This window comes from Prolixibacter sp. NT017 (genome assembly GCF_009617875.1).
GTDB lineage: Bacteria > Bacteroidota > Bacteroidia > Bacteroidales > Prolixibacteraceae > Prolixibacter.
Genome location: NZ_BLAV01000001.1, coordinates 2216588 through 2234617 on the forward strand (window position 1 = coordinate 2216588; position 18030 = coordinate 2234617).

Here is an 18030-nt window from a genome sequence, read left to right on the forward strand (position 1 = left end):
CATTCGTTAGCTGAGTTTAAACCGAACCCGAAGCACACCATCGTCAAAAGATGTGGAGATTAGATGAAACGTACCAATTTCGTTTGTCTCATTAACATGGTCACCAATACAGGGACAGGCATCGTATTCGCCAACATGCACAATGCGCAAATGTTCCTCATCAATGGCTTCATCCGGCAACCGGTCCAGGTTATAGCGCTCCGCCGCTTCATCGTATGTGACCATTTCGTATGCTACTGCCAAATTCCAGGCAATAACCTCATTCACCCGAAGTTCAAGATCTTTTTCTTCATCCGTGGTGAGCGTCCGGTTAAACCGGTAATCACATTTCGATTTCCGGCGCTCTATGTGACTGGCAAAGGCCCGGTTACAACCAAACATGCGCATCATCGTCTGATTCAGAATATGCTCGGCCGTATGCATCCGGTGATCGTAATCTTTCATTAGTTAGTCTATTTAAAACAAAAATAGCCATTTCTCCTGTTATATTCGCGGTAATTCTTGCATACCCTGTTTCAAAATATGAATTTTATGTTTCCACCATGCAACACAATTGAAATCGTCTCGTCATTCAAACAGAAGGATAAAGTAAATTGAAAAGAAAAGCGATAAATATTCATCAGCACCTGATTGACCGCTGCCTGCTTAACGATGCCAAAGCTCAGTTCGAGATTTACAAACTGTACTACAAGGCAATGTACAATACCAGTTTGCGAATCGTCGGCAATGTAGAAGATGCGGAAGATGTCATGCAGGAAGCTTTTCTTAAAGCGTTCAGAAAAATAAATTCTTATGAGGGCGAAGTAAGCTTCGGAGCCTGGCTGAAACGAATTGTCATTAATCATTCCATCGATTACCTGAAAAAAAGGAAGATGGTCTTCAATGAACTTTCGGCCAACGAAAACAGGTTACCAGATAATGGCAGCGAACCCGAAGTGGAAGAAAATATTTCGGTCGACGAAATAAAGAAGGCGATGAACGAACTCTCACATGGCTACCGGTTGGTGCTTTCACTCATTCTGTTTGAAGGATACGACCACGAGGAAGTGAGCGAGATTTTGGGAATTAAAAACGCTACCAGCCGTTCGCAATTTCTGCGGGCACGCAATAAACTAAAAGAGATTTTGATAAACAGAAGAAGTAAAAATAACGTGGCAATCATCTGATTATGGACAATCTGGAGAAAATAATAAAGGATAGAAGGGACGATTTTCTGGAAGAACCTGCAGAAGGCCATTTCGAACGCTTCCAGAACCGACTGGCACAAGCCGAAGGAAAAACCAAACGGAAGAAGTTATTTGTTTCGCGGTTTAGCCGGGTGGCAGCAGTTGCCATCATCCTGTTGCTATCGGCCAACCTGGTAATGTATTGGTTCCATCCGGCGCAAGACCAAAGCCAGGCCGTGAACCAAACGGAAGAAGTTCCGGGGGAATTCAATGAGGCCCAGTTGTATTACACGGCCCGAATTAACGACGGCATCAGTCAGTTGCAAAAAATGGCCAACCAGGGGGTTGAGTCACCCAAGGAAGTAAAAGAGATTCAAAAAGAACTGACCGAAATGGACAGCCTTTACCGGAATTTGCAAAAAGAGCTGAAAGTCAATCCGGGAGACGAGAGAATTTTAAATGCCATGATTGAGCACTACCAAACCAAACTGGCAATTATTAATACGATACTCAACGATTTAAAAAACGCATCAATACAAAAAAAATCATCATCTCATGAAAACGTTCAAATATAACTTACTGTTTCTGGTAGCTATTCTCTTTGCGAGTCAGGCTTTTGCCGAGAAAACAACCAAGAAAGTGTACCAGAGTTTTGATATTAACTCGGTAAAGGCGTTGAATATCAACAATAAATTTGGCAATATCTACATCGACGATGTTCGTAGCGACTCGGTTGTAGTCGATGTCGATATCTGGGTCGAAGGTCTGTCGGAAGACAAAGCCAAAGCGTTGTTGAATAAAATCGATGTCTCCATTCATCAGGACGGCGGAACGGTGTATGCTGAAACGGATATTACGTCGGATTTTAAAACCCGGCAAACATTCAGCATCGATTACCATATTTCCATTCCGGCCGACCGTGACCTGAAGGTTGAGCAACGCTACGGAAATGTTGCGATGAATAACCTGACCGGGAAAGGTGAATTCGAAATCAAGTATGGTAATCTTACTGCTAAAAAACTGAATTCGCCATCGCTCAGCTTCGATTTTGCTTATAGCAAAGCTCAGGTTGACGAAACCGACGACTTGAATACGGATTTGCGCTATTCCAAATTATTCCTTACTAAAGGAAAGAAACTGACAGTCGACAGTCGTTACTCAGTCGTGAAAGTGGACAATTGTGATTACCTGAAAGCCGATTCCCGTTACGACGATTTCGAATTGGGTGAACTCAATACCTTGATTGCCGAATCGATGTACACCAATATCAAAGCAGACAAACTGAATTCTACTTTGCAATTGGACAACGGCTACGGAGCCATAAAAATTGGCGAAATACCGGCCGGATTTGACAGCATCCACGTGACCAACAAATATGCCAGCATCAAGTTGGGTATTGCTCCCGATGCCTCGTATTACCTTCACGGAGAGGTCCAGTATTGCAACCTGAAACACCCCGACAGTAACCGGTTGAACCGGATGAAAGAGAATACCAGTTACGAAGTAGATGGAGTCATAGGAAATGACAGTGCTCCCAAAGCGAAGGTTGATATTTCCAGCCGCTACGGAAGTATTTCCTTAATGCAATAAATTCGAATGCAAACTTTTTCAGCCGGCCGGTTTCCGACCGGCTTTTTTTATGAAGAACAAATAGGTGAGCTTGTATAAGTCGAACAACCATAACGGTCCACCTTTCCGGGATAATTGCTTTTCCCATTTTACATGAAAATTCTGGTACAGGTTTGCCATCAACTTATGCAATCCCAATCTTTTCAGAAAACGGAAGTACCGCAGAATCTTTACACCTAATGAATCGAAATCAATATTGGCCTTCATCAGTTCGGCAAGATTTTCAACTCCTTCCCGGGTTTTCGCAAGAAACGTAGCCGCATCGTCAATTCCCGTATGAAAAGCCGGATTGTCAATATGAAGAACACTTGCTCCCGATTTTTTCAGTTCCTGACCTAAGAGTGTGTCCTCGTGCCCGTAACGGGATATTTTTTCTGAAAAACGAATCGTCTTAAACCGCTCTTTTCTTATCAGGAAATTGAAGGCCGAAAACGAATCGAAAGGCCGCTGGTTTCGTTCTGCTGAAGATACCTGCTCCCTGTGTATCCCATATTTCCACCGTAGTCGCTTGTCCTTTTCGGCCGGCGGCTCATAAAAATAAGCTGTTCCGCCGCATACCACATCCATATCATCGGCGTAAGCGATATAATTCTTCAAAAACTCTGGGTTGAAAATCTCCGCATCGGCATCTAGAAAAAGCAAGTAGGGATATTGTGCCATCTCTGCCAGGCGATTACGATTAGCAGCCCGGCCTAAATTTACGGATGAGGTTTCTATTCGGGCAAACCAAAATTCCTCGTTGAGTTTGAAAGCCGGAACAGGGCTATCTTCCCTAACAATGATTTCGAACGGGATTCCACACAATACACCCTGCTCATGCAACGTTTTAATCAGCAGGAGACAATTGTTCTGAAAGCTTGGAATCAATATTGAAATCATGGGAATTGCAATTGTTTTTACTAAGTTGCAAATCCGAAATCCGATTCGCAATCATGCAAAAATTAACTGAAATGTTTCACATAAAAAAATATCTGCCACTCACACTCGTGGCATTTTTATTGGCTGCCAAAGTGGTAGTTGCCGAAGGTTACCAAATAAAACTTTCGCTACCTGAGCAGAAAGATACACGTATTTATTTGGCCAGCTATTATGGGGACCGGATTTTCCGGGTCGATTCCACTGAAACCGACGCACAGGGTCGTGCTACGTTAGCCGGAGATTCGCCATTGGACAAAGGCTTTTACCTGCTGTATCTCGATAAAGATCATTATTTCGATTTTCTGGTAGGAAACGATCAGACCTTCTCTATCTCGGGTGGTTTTCAAAACGGCGAAAGTCAAAATTTTTCCGGTGCCCCGGAAACAGAAGCATTTCAGGAGTATCAGCGCTTTCTGGCACAACAGCGTAAAATACAGATGAACCTGCAACAGGAAATGCAGAAATACCATTCCAATCCCGATTCTGCGAAGCAAATTCGCAACAGGATGATGGCCTTGAATGATCAAATGCAAAACTACTGGGACAAACAAGCCGATAAGTACAAAGGAACATTTTATGCTGATTTCATGCGCTTCATGGTTATTCCCCGACCGGGAAAAATCAATGTTCCCGCCAGGGTTTCCAATCCCGATTCCGTGAAGTGGGCAAAAGAATATGCGTTCCGCAGGGACCACTTCTGGGACAACTTCAACTTTGCTCAGGAAGGCCTGATCCGCACGCCTTTGATTAAAAACAGGCTGGACACCTATTTCGACAAAGTACTGATACAAAATCCCGATTCGATTATTGGTCCGGCCAAAAAGTTGATTGACAAATCAAAAGCCAACGATAATGTGTTCCGGTTCATGGCCGATTACGTGTTGACACATAGTGCTAATTCCCAGGTGATGGGAATGGACAAGGTTTTTGTGAAGATTGCCGATGCTTATTTCCTGAATGGAAAAGCAAGCTGGGCCGATTCGACCATGATGGCCAAAATCAGGAATAAAGTATATGTCACACGCCCCAATCTGATTGGAAATACGGCGCCCGAATTAAAACTTCCCAATGCTGAAGGTCAGTATTTCAGTCTGCACCAGGTGGACGCCAAATACACGATTCTTTATTTCTGGGAACCCGATTGTAACCACTGTAAAGAACAAACCCCGGTTTTGTACGACAAGGTTTACAAGGAATTGCATCCGAAAGGAGTGGAAGTGTATGCCGTTTTAACTCAACCGGACGAAAAGGCTGACTGGCAGAAATTCATCGACGATCACGGATTGTACGACTGGATTAATGTTTGGGATCCGGATATGATTTCCAACTTTCACGCACTGTATGATGTACACAGCACTCCTACATTATACATTCTCGATAAGAACAAAAAAATCATTGCCAAACGGTTGGATGTGAACACCGCCGGTGATTTACTGGAAAAACTGCTGAAATACCAGAAATAAGTTCAGTTAGTAAAGATTTTAACGGAGGAATCAGATGTGGTGAACCAAAATATCCACGCTGGTTCCTTCGTCTTTCTGTACCTCTACTTCTACCTCACTGTCTTCATAGCCATACTTATGAATCTTTGCATGGTATTGTCCGGGAGGTAAATTATAGAACCGGAAATGCCCGAGTGGTGATATATGCCGGGTTAATTTCAATTCCCGTATGGTGATATCCGCATTTCCTACCGGAAGATGCGTGGCATCGTCAATAACAGTTCCCTGCAACGGGATAGAATAAGCCGTTCGTATTCCCCGGGCTTTTTTGTAAGCTTCGTAAAAGTCTTTATTCACCCAGCGAAACATCATCGACTGGGCATCCAGATGTTCTTTTAACACTTTCTTGGCCTCCAGAATCAAATCATCGAGTTTATCGTAAAGCTTTTCCCGGGTCTGAATAGTGATTGATTCCCCTCCGGTGCAATAACGCAGTTTCTCGATGTTCTCTTCCATTTCAGCCAAATGCGCCAGTGTAATAAAATAAGTACGAAGTTCACTATAATGCTGCACACTGATATCCAATATATCCTGGCTTTTACGCAACAAATCGTCACAGGTAATTTCACTAAAATCAGACGAAAGATAGTCCAGTTTGTCAATCAACTTGTGATCATCCTGCGTTAATGCATACACCAGCAGATTCTTGGAAATCCTGATGGTCAGTTCCTCCAGCCGTTTCCTGAAAATAGCTGAATCTTTTTTCGGCAAAACATACAGCGATTCCATTTTATGGACAATTTGCCGGATGTAAAGCAAACGCCCGGAAAAAAGATGAAAAGCCGAACGGAACCCGTAGTGGTTACGCCAAAGGGAATGATACTCACTGCAAACCTTCTCCACAGCCAGAAACATTTCCATGGTGGCTATTTGATCTTTATTCATAGCAGTATCGATTTGATTGAGAAATTACCTGAAGTATCCCCTGAGAGGGTGGTGATAGAGGATGTATTACCGCTTGTAATCTTTCCCGGAAGAATAAATATCGCTTTCAGAAGTGTGCTCTGTGGCCTGACTCCCTATTAAATTTACGGAAAAATAAGCGACTTACATAAATAACAGTTCAGTTTTAAGTTGCCCAATACCGGGATGTATCAGGCTTTTTCTTTCACAGAAATGCCTTTGTTACCTGTTGCGCTTTTCCTATTTCGCGTCTTCTTTAGGCTTACCCGGCAGCTGTTCGATTTTCTCCTCCAGATTTCGGATGGCCGTTAATACCGTTGTCATTTCTGACCGGGCTTCCGGAAACTCCTTGCTGGTATAGGCATAGAACCGCCATATTTCCATCACATCGCTGGCATCGACAGTGTAAGGCTCATACATCGAGTTAAGTGACTTCAACAGGATTGTACCTTCCTTATTTACTGTCACCATCTTAAACACAAAATCCTGCTGCCCTTTCAGGATGACGATACAAGGCGTATCCGGCTTGATGACTGTCCAGTCCTCCACATATTGCGTAATAATGTCACTATTCTCCGGAACCGGCAGCATGGAATCGCCGGTAGACGGGAAAACACGAAACGTTCCCTGGGCCGGCAGGTTTGGGAGGGAATATTTCGGCAGCGATGCGATGAACTCCGGGTCGTTGTACCCCGCCATGTATCCTGCCTTGGCTTTTACCGGAACATACTCCACATTTTCATTATTGGATGGGTCTACCGAGATGGCCAATACCCGCAGGTTACCTCCCCGGATGTACACATCATTTCCGGCCTCCAGTTCCCGAAGCTTTATTTCTCCCAAAGTAGAAAGGTTAATTTTTAATAACGTGTCGATGCTTATCTTGAAAAACTCCGAAAAATTCAGGTAATCTTCGGGCTGCGGTGACTTCGTGTTACCGGCCTCGATGGCCGCCAGTTTGGCCCGGGTTAATCCCAGTTCCGCAGCAAGAGCTTCCTGACTCATTTTCTTCCGTTCCCGGAGAAATTTGATATTTCCGGCGAAAAATATTTTTTGCGATCTGCTTCTCATTTGTTATATTTAGAAACAGTGATTTGTTATTAATAATAACAAATTTAGTAATTATTTTTAATTATGAAAGAGTTGGCTGGGAAAAAAGAAATTATCAAGCAGCTGAAAGAGAAGATACTTGCAATGGAGGGGTTCAGCTCGGGGCCGGATAGTCACCAGTTTGATTTCGGCCTGGGACCGATGAATGCGGCATTTCCGGGAGGTACTTTTCCTGTTGGGGCGGTGCACGAGTTCATTAGTCCTACCCAGACCAGTTTCTCTGCAACCAACGGCTTTATTTCCGGACTATTGAGCACACTCATGAAGCAGGACGGAATTTGCCTGTGGGTGAGCTCCGGGCGAAGATTGTTTCCGTCAACATTGAAATTTTTCGGAATCGAACCGCATCGAATCATCTTTATCGACGTCAGACGGGATAAAGATGCTCTATGGGTCATGGAGCAAGCGTTGAAATGCAAATCACTTGCAGCGGTAGTGGCCGAATTGAGAGACATCAGTTTTGCGGAGTCGAGGCGATTACAACTGGCCGTGGAAGATAGTCGGGTCACCGGCTTTTTGCACCACTATTTTCCCCGCAAGGAGAATACACTGGCCACGGTATCCCGTTGGAGAATCAAACCGCTACCCAGCCTGGTAATTGACGGACTTCCCGGAGTAGGATTTCCCCGCTGGGAAGTAGAACTGGAAAAGATTCGCAACGGTCAGCCCGGTAGCTGGCAGTTCGAATGGAAAAATGGCGTATTCAGGCATATCACTGTTCCCATGCGAGCTGTTTCGGAGCCCGGATTACCACGAAAGGAAAGACACTATGCCTAAACGGTATCTGTCCATATGGTTTCGTCATCTGACCACGGACCGGATGGTCAGGCTCCATCCGGAACTTCGGGACAAGCCTTTTCTGCTGTATGCTCCCGAACACGGCCGGATGTTGGTCAGAACTTCCAGCCGGGCTTTAGATAAGGAAGGCATTGCTCCCGGCATGGTCGTAGCTGACGTGCGGGCCATACTCCCTTCGGTGGAAGTATTCCCCGACGATCCGGCAACAACCGATAAACTGCTAAAGGATCTGGCAGAATGGTTTCTCCGCTATACACCCGTGCCTGCCATCGATCCGCCCGACGGCCTGATGCTGGATATAACCGGTTGCACGCACTTATGGGGAGGAGAACTGTCCTATCTGAAGTCGATCGTCATTCGCCTCCGCAAAGGTGGATACGATGTAAAGGCAGCCATCGCTGATACCATCGGTACCGCATGGGCCATGGCACGATTTGGTAAAAACGGTGCCATCGTTGAACCCGGAAGGCAATCCGAAGCTCTTCGCTCACTTCCCCCAGCGGCTTTACGACTGGATAACTCCATTCTGCAACGTCTGGAAAAGCTTGGCTTCAGACAAATCGGGCAGCTGAACCGCATCCCCCGGACCAATCTGCGCAGACGTTTTGGTGATGTTCTACTTACCCGGCTGGGACAGGCGTTGGGAACCGAACCGGAGCTTCTGAATCCGGTTAAGTCTCCCCCACTCTATCAGGAGTGGCTGCCTACCCTGGAACCGATTCGAACGGCCAAAGGAATTGAGATTGCCCTTCAACGCTTACTGGACACCTTATGTGAACGCTTTTTCAACGAAGGGAAAGGCATGCGAACCGGTACCTTCAAAGGTTATCGCGTTGACGGTAAAATCGAGCAAATTAGCATCGGAACAAACCGGGCATCGCGCAATGCGGCCCACCTCTTCAAGTTATTCGAACTTAAAATACCGGAAATAGAACCGGCTCTCGGAATCGAACTGTTTGTGCTGGAAGCAACGTTGGTGGAAGAGGTCAGCGAAACGCAGGAAGCTTTATGGAGCATGGGAAATAGCGACCATGCAGCCATTGCTGAATTGCTGGACAATATTGCCGGCAAGGTAGGAATGAAATCTATTCACCGCTATCTTCCGCAGGAACACCATTGGCCGGAAGCTTCGATAAAGGAAGTTTCCTCCCTGGTGGAAGAACCAGAGACAGCATGGAGAACTGATCGCCCCAGACCGCTTCATCTTTTGCCCCATCCCGAACCTATCGAGGTGATGGTGGCCCTCCCCGATTATCCGCCACTACATTTCCGGTACAAAGGCAACCTCATCAAAGTGGCCAAAGCCGACGGACCCGAAAGGATCGAACAGGAATGGTGGCTCCAAACGGGACCGCCAAGAGATTACTACTACGTTGAAGATGAAAATGGCGCACGCTACTGGCTGTTCAGACTTGGAACATATGGCAATGGAGAACCCCGATGGTTTCTTCACGGATTTTTCGCCTAAGGAAAGTACAAGATGATGAATTATACGGAACTACAGGTGACTTCGAACTTTACCTTTCTGCGGGGAGGTTCGCATCCGGAGGAGCTGATTGAAAAGGCGGAAGAACTGGGCTATAAAGGGATTGCTATTACCGACCGCAATACCCTGGCGGGAATCGTTCGCGCTCATGCAGAAGCCCGGGGGAAACATATCCGGTTCATTCCCGCCTGCCGTCTCGACTTGTTGGATGGACCGAGCCTTCTGGTTTATCCGACGAGCATTTCGGCTTACGCCCGTTTATCCGAACTTCTTTCAGTAGGAAACCTTCGTGCAGAAAAAGGGAAATGTCATCTGTACAAAGCCGATATCTTCCAATACACCCGGGATATGAAATTCATCGTGATACCGCCGGCATCGCTCAATGAGGATTTTGATTTCGAACCGGAATTTGTCAAGGCGTTGGAAGAATATAAAGAAGCGCTGGGAAACGACTTGTATCTTGCAGCTAGTTTCACTTACACGGGGGATGATCAAAAGAGATTGTTCCGCCTCTCCCAGCTGGAAGCCCGGTTCGGAATCCCGATGGTGGCAACCAACGATGTACATTACCATTCGCCGGAACGCAGGGAACTACAGGATATTCTGACTTGCGTCCGGGAGAAATGCACCATCCACACGGCAGGTTTCCGGCTTCATCAAAATGCAGAACGATACCTGAAGCCTGTCGAAGAGATGCAGCGCCTTTTCCGGCAGTACCCCGAAGCCATAAAGCGCACCCAGGAAATAACCAATGCCTGTCGTTTTTCGCTGGATGAATTAAAATATCTCTATCCGGAAGAAATTACCAGCGAGGGACGAACACCGATGGAAGAATTGGTTCACCTCACCTGGGAAGGAGCCAAAGAGCGTTTCGACGGAACGATTCCTGAGAAGATCAAGGAGACCATTGAAATGGAGCTGGAGTTTATCGGGCGGAAGGATTATGCCTCTTATTTTCTGACGGTATATGATTATGTGCGCGAAGCCAGATCCAGGAACATCCTGTGCCAGGGACGCGGTTCAGCCGCTAACTCAGTCGTTTGCTATTGCCTGGGTATCACATCGGTGAATCCTTCCAAATTCAAGTTGCTGTTCGCCCGGTTTATGAGTGACGCGCGTAATGAGCCCCCCGATATCGATGTGGACTTCGAGCACGAGCGCCGGGAGGAAATTATGCAGTACATCTATGAAAAATACGGCCGCGACCGGGCCGGCATTGTCGCAACGGTAACGCAGGTACATTGGAAAGGAGCCGTACGGGATGTGGGAAAAGCCATGGGGCTCTCCACCGATGCCATCAACGTTCTTTCCAAATCGGCACACGAGTTCACCGAAGATTGGTTCACGGGGAAAGCCATCCCCACCAATAGTTTTAACCACAATGATCCACACTTGCGAAAGGTGTTGGAGATAACCGACCAGTACATTGGCTTTCCGCGACAGTTGGGACAACATACAGGCGGATTTGTTATCACGCGGGGTAAGCTGCACGAGCTGTGCCCTATTCTGAATGCCCGCATGCAGGACCGTACCAACATTGAATGGAACAAAGACGATATCGAGGCACTGGGCTTCATGAAAGTAGATGTGCTGGCGTTGGGCATGCTGACCTGTATTCGCAAAGCATTCGACCTGGCGAAGCAACATTACGATTTGGATCTGACGTTGGCCAACATTCCACAGGACGATCCGAAGGTGTACGAAATGATTGGCCATGCCGATACACTTGGTGTATTCCAGATTGAAAGCCGGGCGCAGATGTCCATGCTTCCCCGGTTGAAACCGCGTAATTTCTATGACCTCGTCATCGAAGTGGCCATCGTCAGGCCCGGTCCGATACAAGGCGACATGGTGCATCCCTATTTAAAACGACGAAATGGTGAGGAACCTGTAGAATATCCATCGAAAGAGCTGGAAGGTATCCTGGGAAGAACGTTGGGTGTTCCGCTATTCCAGGAACAGGCGATGGAAATAGCCATTGTTGCAGCCGGTTTTACTCCCGACGAGGCCGATGGTTTGCGCAGAGCCATGGCCACATTTAAAGCCAAAGGTAAAGTGAGCCGTTATCGCGAAAAACTCATCAATGGCATGATAAAGAACGGCTATACCCTCGAATTTGCCAACCGCGTATTCAAGCAAATTGAAGGCTTCGGAAGTTACGGTTTCCCGGAAAGTCACGCAGCCAGCTTTGCGTTGTTGGTGTATGTGTCCTCCTGGCTCAAGTGCTATTACCCCGACGTATTCGCCACCGCACTGCTCAACAGCCAGCCGATGGGCTTCTACCGGCCGGCACAGATTGTGATGGATGCCCGCAAGCACGGCGTAAAGGTAAGACCGGTGGATATCAATCATTCGGATTGGGACAATACACTGGAAGAGCAATCAGGACAATACCGTACGGTCCGGCTGGGATTCCGTCAGGTGAAAGGCTTACACGAAGACGATATGCAGGCACTTGTATCCGGAAGACACATTCCCTACCAAAACGTCAACGATTTGATGAATGCAGATGTCCCGCCATCCGCATTGGAAAGGCTTGCCGATGCTGACGCTTTCCGCTCCATTGGACTCGACCGGAGGCAGGCATTGTGGGAAGTTTCGGCCCTGCATGACCATCCCACCGGGGTATTTAAAGGAACACCTTCGCAAAGCACCGAAGAGGACGCTACAGAACTGCCCCGTATGACACTCGGAGAACACGTAATGCAGGATTATGCCAGCACCTCGCTTTCGCTGAAAGCCCATCCGGTCAGTTTTCTTCGGCGAAAGCTAAATGAATTGCAGGTTACGCCTACGGCAGGATTAAGCTCGATGAAGAACGGGCAATTGGTGAAAGTTTGTGGTTTGATCACTGTCCGGCAACGTCCCGGTACAGCCAAAGGCGTGCTGTTTATCACCATCGAAGATGAAACCGGATTTGCCAACCTCGTTGTCTGGTCGAAAACATTCGAGAAATACCGCAAACAGATTCTTCAATCCCGGCTGCTTATGGTGTCAGGGAAACTACAGATCGAAGGTGAAGTCATCCATGTGGTGGTCAACACTTGCTATAACCTGAATGAATTGATGAGTCTGGACACCGAGGGACGCGATATCGGATCGGTTCATAAGCGGATATCAACAAAAGAAGCTCCTCCCGGAAAGGCTATCCAGGGACAACTTTTCCCGTCAAGAGATTTCAAGTAGTATTTAGAGACAACTAAACTTTATTAAAGCTTTGCCCTCACCCGACTTAACGTCTCCTGGGAGATTCCTATCAACGATGCCAGATCCTTCAGTTTGATCCGTTGCAACACCTCCGGGTGATTCTCCATGAAGAACCGGTATTTATCGTCGGCAGTCATTTGCTTGTAGTTTTTCATGAAATAGTTCAGACTGGCCAGGTAATGTCTCAGCAATACAACATGGTACTTCTGATAAGGCGGATGGTTCAACAGTTCCATTTCATCTTCATAGGTAATGGAACAGACGATGGAGTCTTCGTAAACCTCCAGATAGTCGAATGCCGGTTCCTGCTCAAAATAACTATAGTGCGACGTTGCCCACTGATGGTCGATATAAAACCATTTGGTTACCTCCACCCCATCGATGATCATATATTGCCGAATCGTTCCGGAGTTAATGAACCAGAGTTTGTTGCAAATACGGCCCTCCTTTAACAGAATTTGCCCTTTCTTCAATTCTTCAACTTTGAATTTCTCAAGGATAGCTGATTCCGTATTATCATCCAGTGAGGCAACGTTCCGGATGGTGTCGATTAGTTTACTCATTTCGGGGTTCATACCGGCAATTTACAAAATACCGGTATGTATTTTTGCGTATCCTCCGTTGCAATCAGCTACCTTTTCATTTTTGTTCCCGATTTAAATACTTTTGAAAACAGATATCGATAACCGGCATTTTAAAGGCAACCAACAGGAACAATGAAAGAACTCATCCGATTCATCAACCAATACCAGGAACTGGACCCGGAAACTGAGGAAGCCATTCAAAATGCTTTCGTGAAAGAAACCTACCGGAAGAATGAATTTCTTCTCGAAGAAGGAAAGGTATGTTCCAAAATCTGCTTTATCTCTTCCGGACTGGTGCGACGCTTTTCCATCAACGACGGTGTTGAATTGACCAAATGGCTCTATTATGACACCCACTGGGTCGCTTCGTTGTTCAGCTATTTCAGGCAGGAACCTTCGGTTGAATTCCTGCAGGCATGTGAAGAAACAATCATTTATTCCCTGTCATATAAAAACGAACAAAAGCTGCTGAAGCACCCCTTATTCTTAGCCTTTCATGTCAAATTCCTCCGAATTTCAATCGCCGCTTTTGATGAATTTCATTTCGTGTTTGGTTCCATGTCGGCCCAGGCAAAATATCGCTACATACTGGAGAAGTTCCCATTGATGATCCAAAAAGCCAAACAAAAGCATATCGCCTCACTTATGAATGTCAGCCAGGAGACGCTGAGCCGGATAAGGGCCTCCATTAATTGACCTGAGATCAAGAAAATTAAGATGCATTCATGCCACCTTTGCTCTTATTAACGCAAATAAAGAGCAATGATTTCAACGAATGCAACCATCGGTAAAAAAAGCATCATCGGTAAAAATGTCACGATAGGTAATTACACAACTATTGAGGATGATGTGATAATCGGCGACCATACCATCATCGAAAACAATGTATCCATCCTGAATGGTGCCAGAATCGGGCAGCATTGTCACATTCACTCCGGGGCTGTATTAGCAGGCCTGCCGCAAGACATGAAATACAAGGGAGAATATACCACCGTAGAGATCGGCGACCGGAATATTATCCGGGAATCGGTAACCATCAACAAAGGCACAAATACCAAGAAAGTGACACGAATCGGGCACAACAACATGATAATGGCCAATGCCCACATCGGTCACGACTGTGAAATCGGAAACCATTGCATCATCGGATTTAGCGTGGGAATGGCAGGAGAAGTAATTGTGGATGACTTTGCCAACATCAGCGGGCTAACCGGAATTCACCAGTTTTCGAAAATCGGTGAACACTGCATGGTCAGCGGACTGAGCAAGGTCAACAAGGATATTCCTCCTTACATCATCGCGGCCCGGGAACCACTTTACTACGCTGGCATCAATCTGGTCGGCTTAAAACGAAAGGGATTTACATTGGCTAAACTGGATGAGCTAAAAGAAATTTACCGAATTATTTTTCAGCAAAAACGGAATACTTCTTATGCGATTAGCTTTATCGAAAACAATTTCAAGCAGACCGTAGAAAGGGATAAGATTCTGGATTTCATCAGGCAATCAGAAAGAGGAATCATCAAAGGATACCACGAATAAAACAAATGTCTGTCGTGAAGAGCTGAACGCCTCAGAAACCTTAAATTACCATTAGCCACAAACACCGCAATTTAATTAACATATGTTCTACCCGAATTCCTTACATTTGTAGTAAGTCGTTCAAAAAACACATGATTGTTAATCGAATTGATTGATTTACCTATCGTCATCTGCCTAACCTCGTCCCAATATGAAAAAGGCCGGTAAGATTTTTTTATATACGTTGCTTTCGATCTTTCTGTTCGTCATCCTGCTGGTTGTTGTGGCCGGGTTGGCCCAGAATCGAATCGTTAGATTGGCTTTGGATCAGGTCAGTAAAACGACCGATATTCCCATCCAGGTTGGAGATATCCAGTTCTCCCTGATTCAACGATTTCCGTTAGCTACCCTCGAGTGTAAAAATCTGTTGATTAGCTCCCCCGATACACTGGAAAATTCCCGGGATACCTTGCTCAATGCTGGAAACCTGTATGTTTCGTTCGAGGTGAAACCTCTGTTGAAAGGTATTTTCGAGGTAAAAAAGGTGGAAATACAAAACGCTGATGCATTCTACCGGGTGGATAGTCTGGGAAAGAGCAATTATGATTTTCTGATAGACACCACTCAAACAGAAGCAATCGATACATCGTCCAATTCTATTTACCTGAATGTTGAAACTCTTCAACTTCAAAATGTAAGATGCCATTACCGTGATGACCATCTGAAAGCCGGGGGCAACCTGCTGGTGAATGAATTGAACTTATCAGGATTGATTGACAATCAGCAGTATTCAGGACAAATTACCGGATTGGCCCACCTGACGAACGGTTATGCTCGGGAAACCCGGCTAGAGCGAATGAAGAGCGCATCCATTCAATTCAATATGAACTACAAGGATGACACGCTGACTGTTCAGCAGGCCGACATCGATGTGGATGATAACGCGCAAATGGCGTTGAAAGGCTATATCAACATCAGCAAAAGCCTGATGGCCGACCTGGCTGTTCAGGCCCGGAATGTGAATATCGCAGGATTGACTCAATATTTGCCTTCCAACTATTTAAAAGAATATGGTATTCAGGAACCGGGTGGAAAACTCAATTTGGATGCCCATGTCACCGGCAACTTAACCGACTCCGTCCAACTGCCGCATGTCGATGCCACCCTCCAACTTTACAACGGGCGGGTGCAATACGGCGAATACCCGGAGATAAACAACATTGCGTTGAATGCGAATGTAACCAACGGATCGGCAAACAATAACCGGACAACCCGGCTGAACATCCATTCTCTCAGTTTCCGGGCCGCCAACAGCGCAGCCAGTCTCACGGGTACGGTTGAAAACCTGGAGCGCCTGTCCTATTCCTTCCACTCGAAGCTGGACCTTGCGATGAGCGACTGGAAACCTTTTATACCGGACTCGATCGTTCAGGGAATCGACGGAAATGTTCGGGCCAGTCTTTCGAGTCACGGCACATTGCCCGATTCCTTAACCGCCCCGTTTATCAACTCGGTTGCGGCCAACACCACACTTGATCTGCAGGCTTCCAATGTCAATGTAGCGGTTGACAGCCTGTTGTCGGTTCGAAATCTGATCGGCAGGTTGCACTACCAACCAGGGAGCCTGCGGTTGGACAGCTTGTCCGCACAGGTTCCTGCTTATCATCTGAAATTGAAATATCTGGACCTGAATTCCGATATAACAGGTGAGTTCACCCAACCCGACAGCCTTCAACTGGCCATTCATCAATTGCATTTGCAAACAGACAGCAGCGATGTTCAACTGCAAGGTACCCTGAGTAATCCAATGAAACCGGATTATTCGCTCGATGGAAAGCTCAGGCTGAACCTGGCCGAAGTGTATTCGATGTTGCCCGATTCACTGGCCAACGGATTGTCCGGAACGGTTTCGGCGAACATTCATTCGGCAGCCAAACTCAACCTGGATTCCATCACCAGCCAGCTCAATGATGTACTTTTTGACCGCAGCAACTTTTCACTGGCCCTCGGAAATGTTATCGTTGATATGCCCGATTCGTTGATGTGTGTTCAAAGCCTGTCGGGAAACTTGAACTATAAAAACGACACCCTGAGGATTGGTCAACTAAACGGGAAATACCTGGGATTAAATTTTGGAGCACAAGCCACAACGGTTTCAAATATCTATACGGCAGCCATCCTGAATACCCCAAAAGAATTAACTGTTCACGGAGATTTCCGTGTCGATTCGCTCGATTACGCTTTAATCGACAGCTTCCTGAAGAGCGATTCACTCAATGCATCTTCAACGCAACCGGAACAGCCTGCCGACACCATGAAGTTTACCTACAAGGTGAATGGTACCTTTCATGCCAACCAGTTAAAATACGGAACGAACCTGTTCACCAACGTCGACACCAAATTCCTGGTGAAGGAAAACTACTATGTCCTCGACAGCATGGCCATGGATGCCTACAGCGGCAGAGCGTTGACTTCCCTGAAAATTGAGTTGAATCCGGACGGCGAAATGGATATGTACTTCAAGACCAACGTCGACCAGATGAATGTTTCGCAAATGGCCGACGGACTGCACAACTATATCCAGATTGAAGATTTCACCTCCGACCACGTGAAAGGAATCATTTCGACCCAAATGGATGGAAAGATTGTGCTGGATAAAAACTTCGAGCCGATCTATCATTCGCTCATGCTGAAAGGCGACCTGACCATTGAAAAAGGGGCATTGCTGAACGTGAAACCGGTGATGGAAGTAGAGAAGATTCCCGGCGTCGGTTTGAAGCATATGGACCAACTCTATTTTAGTACCCTGAAGAGCAGCATCTTCCTGTTCAAAAATAAACTGTATGTTCCCAAAACGGAAATCCGTAGCTCGTCATTCGATGCCATGTTCTTAGGAATGTATAGTTTTGGCGGAGATTATGCGTATCATATCCGGATGTTCCTGGGTGAAGTGCTTTCCAGTAAATCGAGGGCACATCTGCGGAAACAGGCCCGGGATAGCGGGTTCGAAGACGATCCGGACGATATAACGAAGGGACGGACTTCGATTTACCTGGTTTCGAAATACGAGAATGGTAAAGAGAAGGCCGGTTTAGACAACAGAAGAGACCGAACCAATATGGTGGCTAAAGTAAACCTGCAGGAACAAATGGTGAACATGCGGTTCCACCCGGCCCTGGTGACATACCATACAGATGAATAGACAG

General features: G+C 46.3%; 15 protein-coding genes. 10 read left to right on the forward strand and 5 right to left on the reverse strand.

Annotated features, from left to right (window positions below; genetic code table 11):
• Positions 1–6: 6 nt before the first annotated feature.
• Positions 7–444 (reverse strand): hypothetical protein, encoded by a 438-nt coding sequence (locus GJU87_RS09260; protein WP_153639261.1) that lies wholly within the window; start codon positions 442–444, stop codon positions 7–9.
• A gap of 149 nt (positions 445–593) precedes the next feature.
• On the opposite strand from GJU87_RS09260, the gene GJU87_RS09265 reads away from it, so the two are divergent.
• From GJU87_RS09265 to GJU87_RS09275, 3 genes are read left to right on the forward strand one after another with little or no spacing between them, the layout of a single operon-like run.
• Positions 594–1166 carry an RNA polymerase sigma factor gene (locus tag GJU87_RS09265; protein WP_228491928.1) on the forward strand — a complete coding sequence of 191 codons (573 nt, stop codon included), beginning with the start codon at positions 594–596 and terminating at the stop codon, positions 1164–1166.
• A 2-nt stretch (positions 1167–1168) separates the two neighbouring features.
• Entirely contained in the window at positions 1169–1741 is a 573-nt protein-coding gene (locus GJU87_RS09270) for a hypothetical protein (RefSeq protein WP_153639262.1), read from the forward strand.
• The gene (locus GJU87_RS09275) at positions 1722–2756 is read left to right on the forward strand and encodes a hypothetical protein (RefSeq protein WP_153639263.1); all 1035 of its coding nucleotides are present in this window, start codon (positions 1722–1724) and stop codon (positions 2754–2756) included. Before GJU87_RS09270 ends, GJU87_RS09275 begins: the two co-directional genes overlap by 20 nt.
• An 18-nt stretch (positions 2757–2774) precedes the next feature.
• On the opposite strand, the gene GJU87_RS09280 is transcribed toward GJU87_RS09275, so the two are convergent.
• Positions 2775–3674 (reverse strand): glycosyltransferase, encoded by a 900-nt coding sequence (locus GJU87_RS09280; protein ID WP_153639264.1) that lies wholly within the window; start codon positions 3672–3674, stop codon positions 2775–2777.
• 71 nt (positions 3675–3745) lie between these two features.
• Between GJU87_RS09280 and GJU87_RS09285 the strand changes: the two genes are divergently transcribed.
• Positions 3746–5176, forward strand: a complete 1431-nt coding sequence (locus tag GJU87_RS09285) for a TlpA family protein disulfide reductase (protein WP_194831488.1) — start codon at positions 3746–3748, stop codon at positions 5174–5176.
• Positions 5177–5206: 30 nt separating this feature from the next.
• On the opposite strand, the gene GJU87_RS09290 is transcribed toward GJU87_RS09285, so the two are convergent.
• Both GJU87_RS09290 and GJU87_RS09295 read right to left on the reverse strand, forming a co-directional pair.
• A complete protein-coding gene (locus GJU87_RS09290; RefSeq protein ID WP_153639266.1) occupies positions 5207–6100 on the reverse strand; it encodes a carboxypeptidase regulatory-like domain-containing protein in 894 nt (297 codons plus the stop codon).
• A gap of 258 nt (positions 6101–6358) precedes the next feature.
• Positions 6359–7189, reverse strand: coding sequence for a helix-turn-helix domain-containing protein (locus GJU87_RS09295; RefSeq protein WP_153639267.1), 831 nt, complete (start codon positions 7187–7189; stop codon positions 6359–6361).
• A gap of 63 nt (positions 7190–7252) precedes the next feature.
• On the opposite strand from GJU87_RS09295, the gene GJU87_RS09300 reads away from it, so the two are divergent.
• The 3 genes from GJU87_RS09300 to GJU87_RS09310 are packed head-to-tail and all read left to right on the forward strand — an operon-like array spanning position 7253 to position 12698.
• Positions 7253–8005, forward strand: coding sequence for an ImuA family protein (locus GJU87_RS09300; RefSeq protein ID WP_153639268.1), 753 nt, complete (start codon positions 7253–7255; stop codon positions 8003–8005).
• Positions 7998–9494, forward strand: coding sequence for a DNA polymerase Y family protein (locus tag GJU87_RS09305; RefSeq protein WP_153639269.1), 1497 nt, complete (start codon positions 7998–8000; stop codon positions 9492–9494). Before GJU87_RS09300 ends, GJU87_RS09305 begins: the two co-directional genes overlap by 8 nt.
• A 12-nt stretch (positions 9495–9506) precedes the next feature.
• Positions 9507–12698, forward strand: a complete 3192-nt coding sequence (locus GJU87_RS09310) for an error-prone DNA polymerase (RefSeq protein ID WP_228491929.1) — start codon at positions 9507–9509, stop codon at positions 12696–12698.
• 23 nt (positions 12699–12721) lie between these two features.
• Here the strand turns inward: GJU87_RS09310 and GJU87_RS09315 are convergent, their stop codons facing one another.
• Positions 12722–13294 carry a Crp/Fnr family transcriptional regulator gene (locus GJU87_RS09315; protein ID WP_153639270.1) on the reverse strand — a complete coding sequence of 191 codons (573 nt, stop codon included), beginning with the start codon at positions 13292–13294 and terminating at the stop codon, positions 12722–12724.
• Positions 13295–13435: 141 nt separating this feature from the next.
• On the opposite strand from GJU87_RS09315, the gene GJU87_RS09320 reads away from it, so the two are divergent.
• The 3 genes from GJU87_RS09320 (at position 13436) to GJU87_RS09330 (ending at position 18026) form a co-directional block, all read left to right on the forward strand.
• A complete protein-coding gene (locus GJU87_RS09320) occupies positions 13436–13999 on the forward strand; it encodes a Crp/Fnr family transcriptional regulator (protein WP_153639271.1) in 564 nt (187 codons plus the stop codon).
• Between the two features lie 66 nt (positions 14000–14065).
• Positions 14066–14845 carry an acyl-ACP--UDP-N-acetylglucosamine O-acyltransferase gene (lpxA, locus tag GJU87_RS09325; protein ID WP_153639272.1) on the forward strand — a complete coding sequence of 260 codons (780 nt, stop codon included), beginning with the start codon at positions 14066–14068 and terminating at the stop codon, positions 14843–14845.
• 190 nt (positions 14846–15035) lie between these two features.
• On the forward strand, positions 15036–18026 hold the full coding sequence (locus GJU87_RS09330) for an AsmA-like C-terminal region-containing protein (protein ID WP_153639273.1): 2991 nt from the start codon (positions 15036–15038) through the stop codon (positions 18024–18026).
• Positions 18027–18030: the final 4 nt, after the last annotated feature.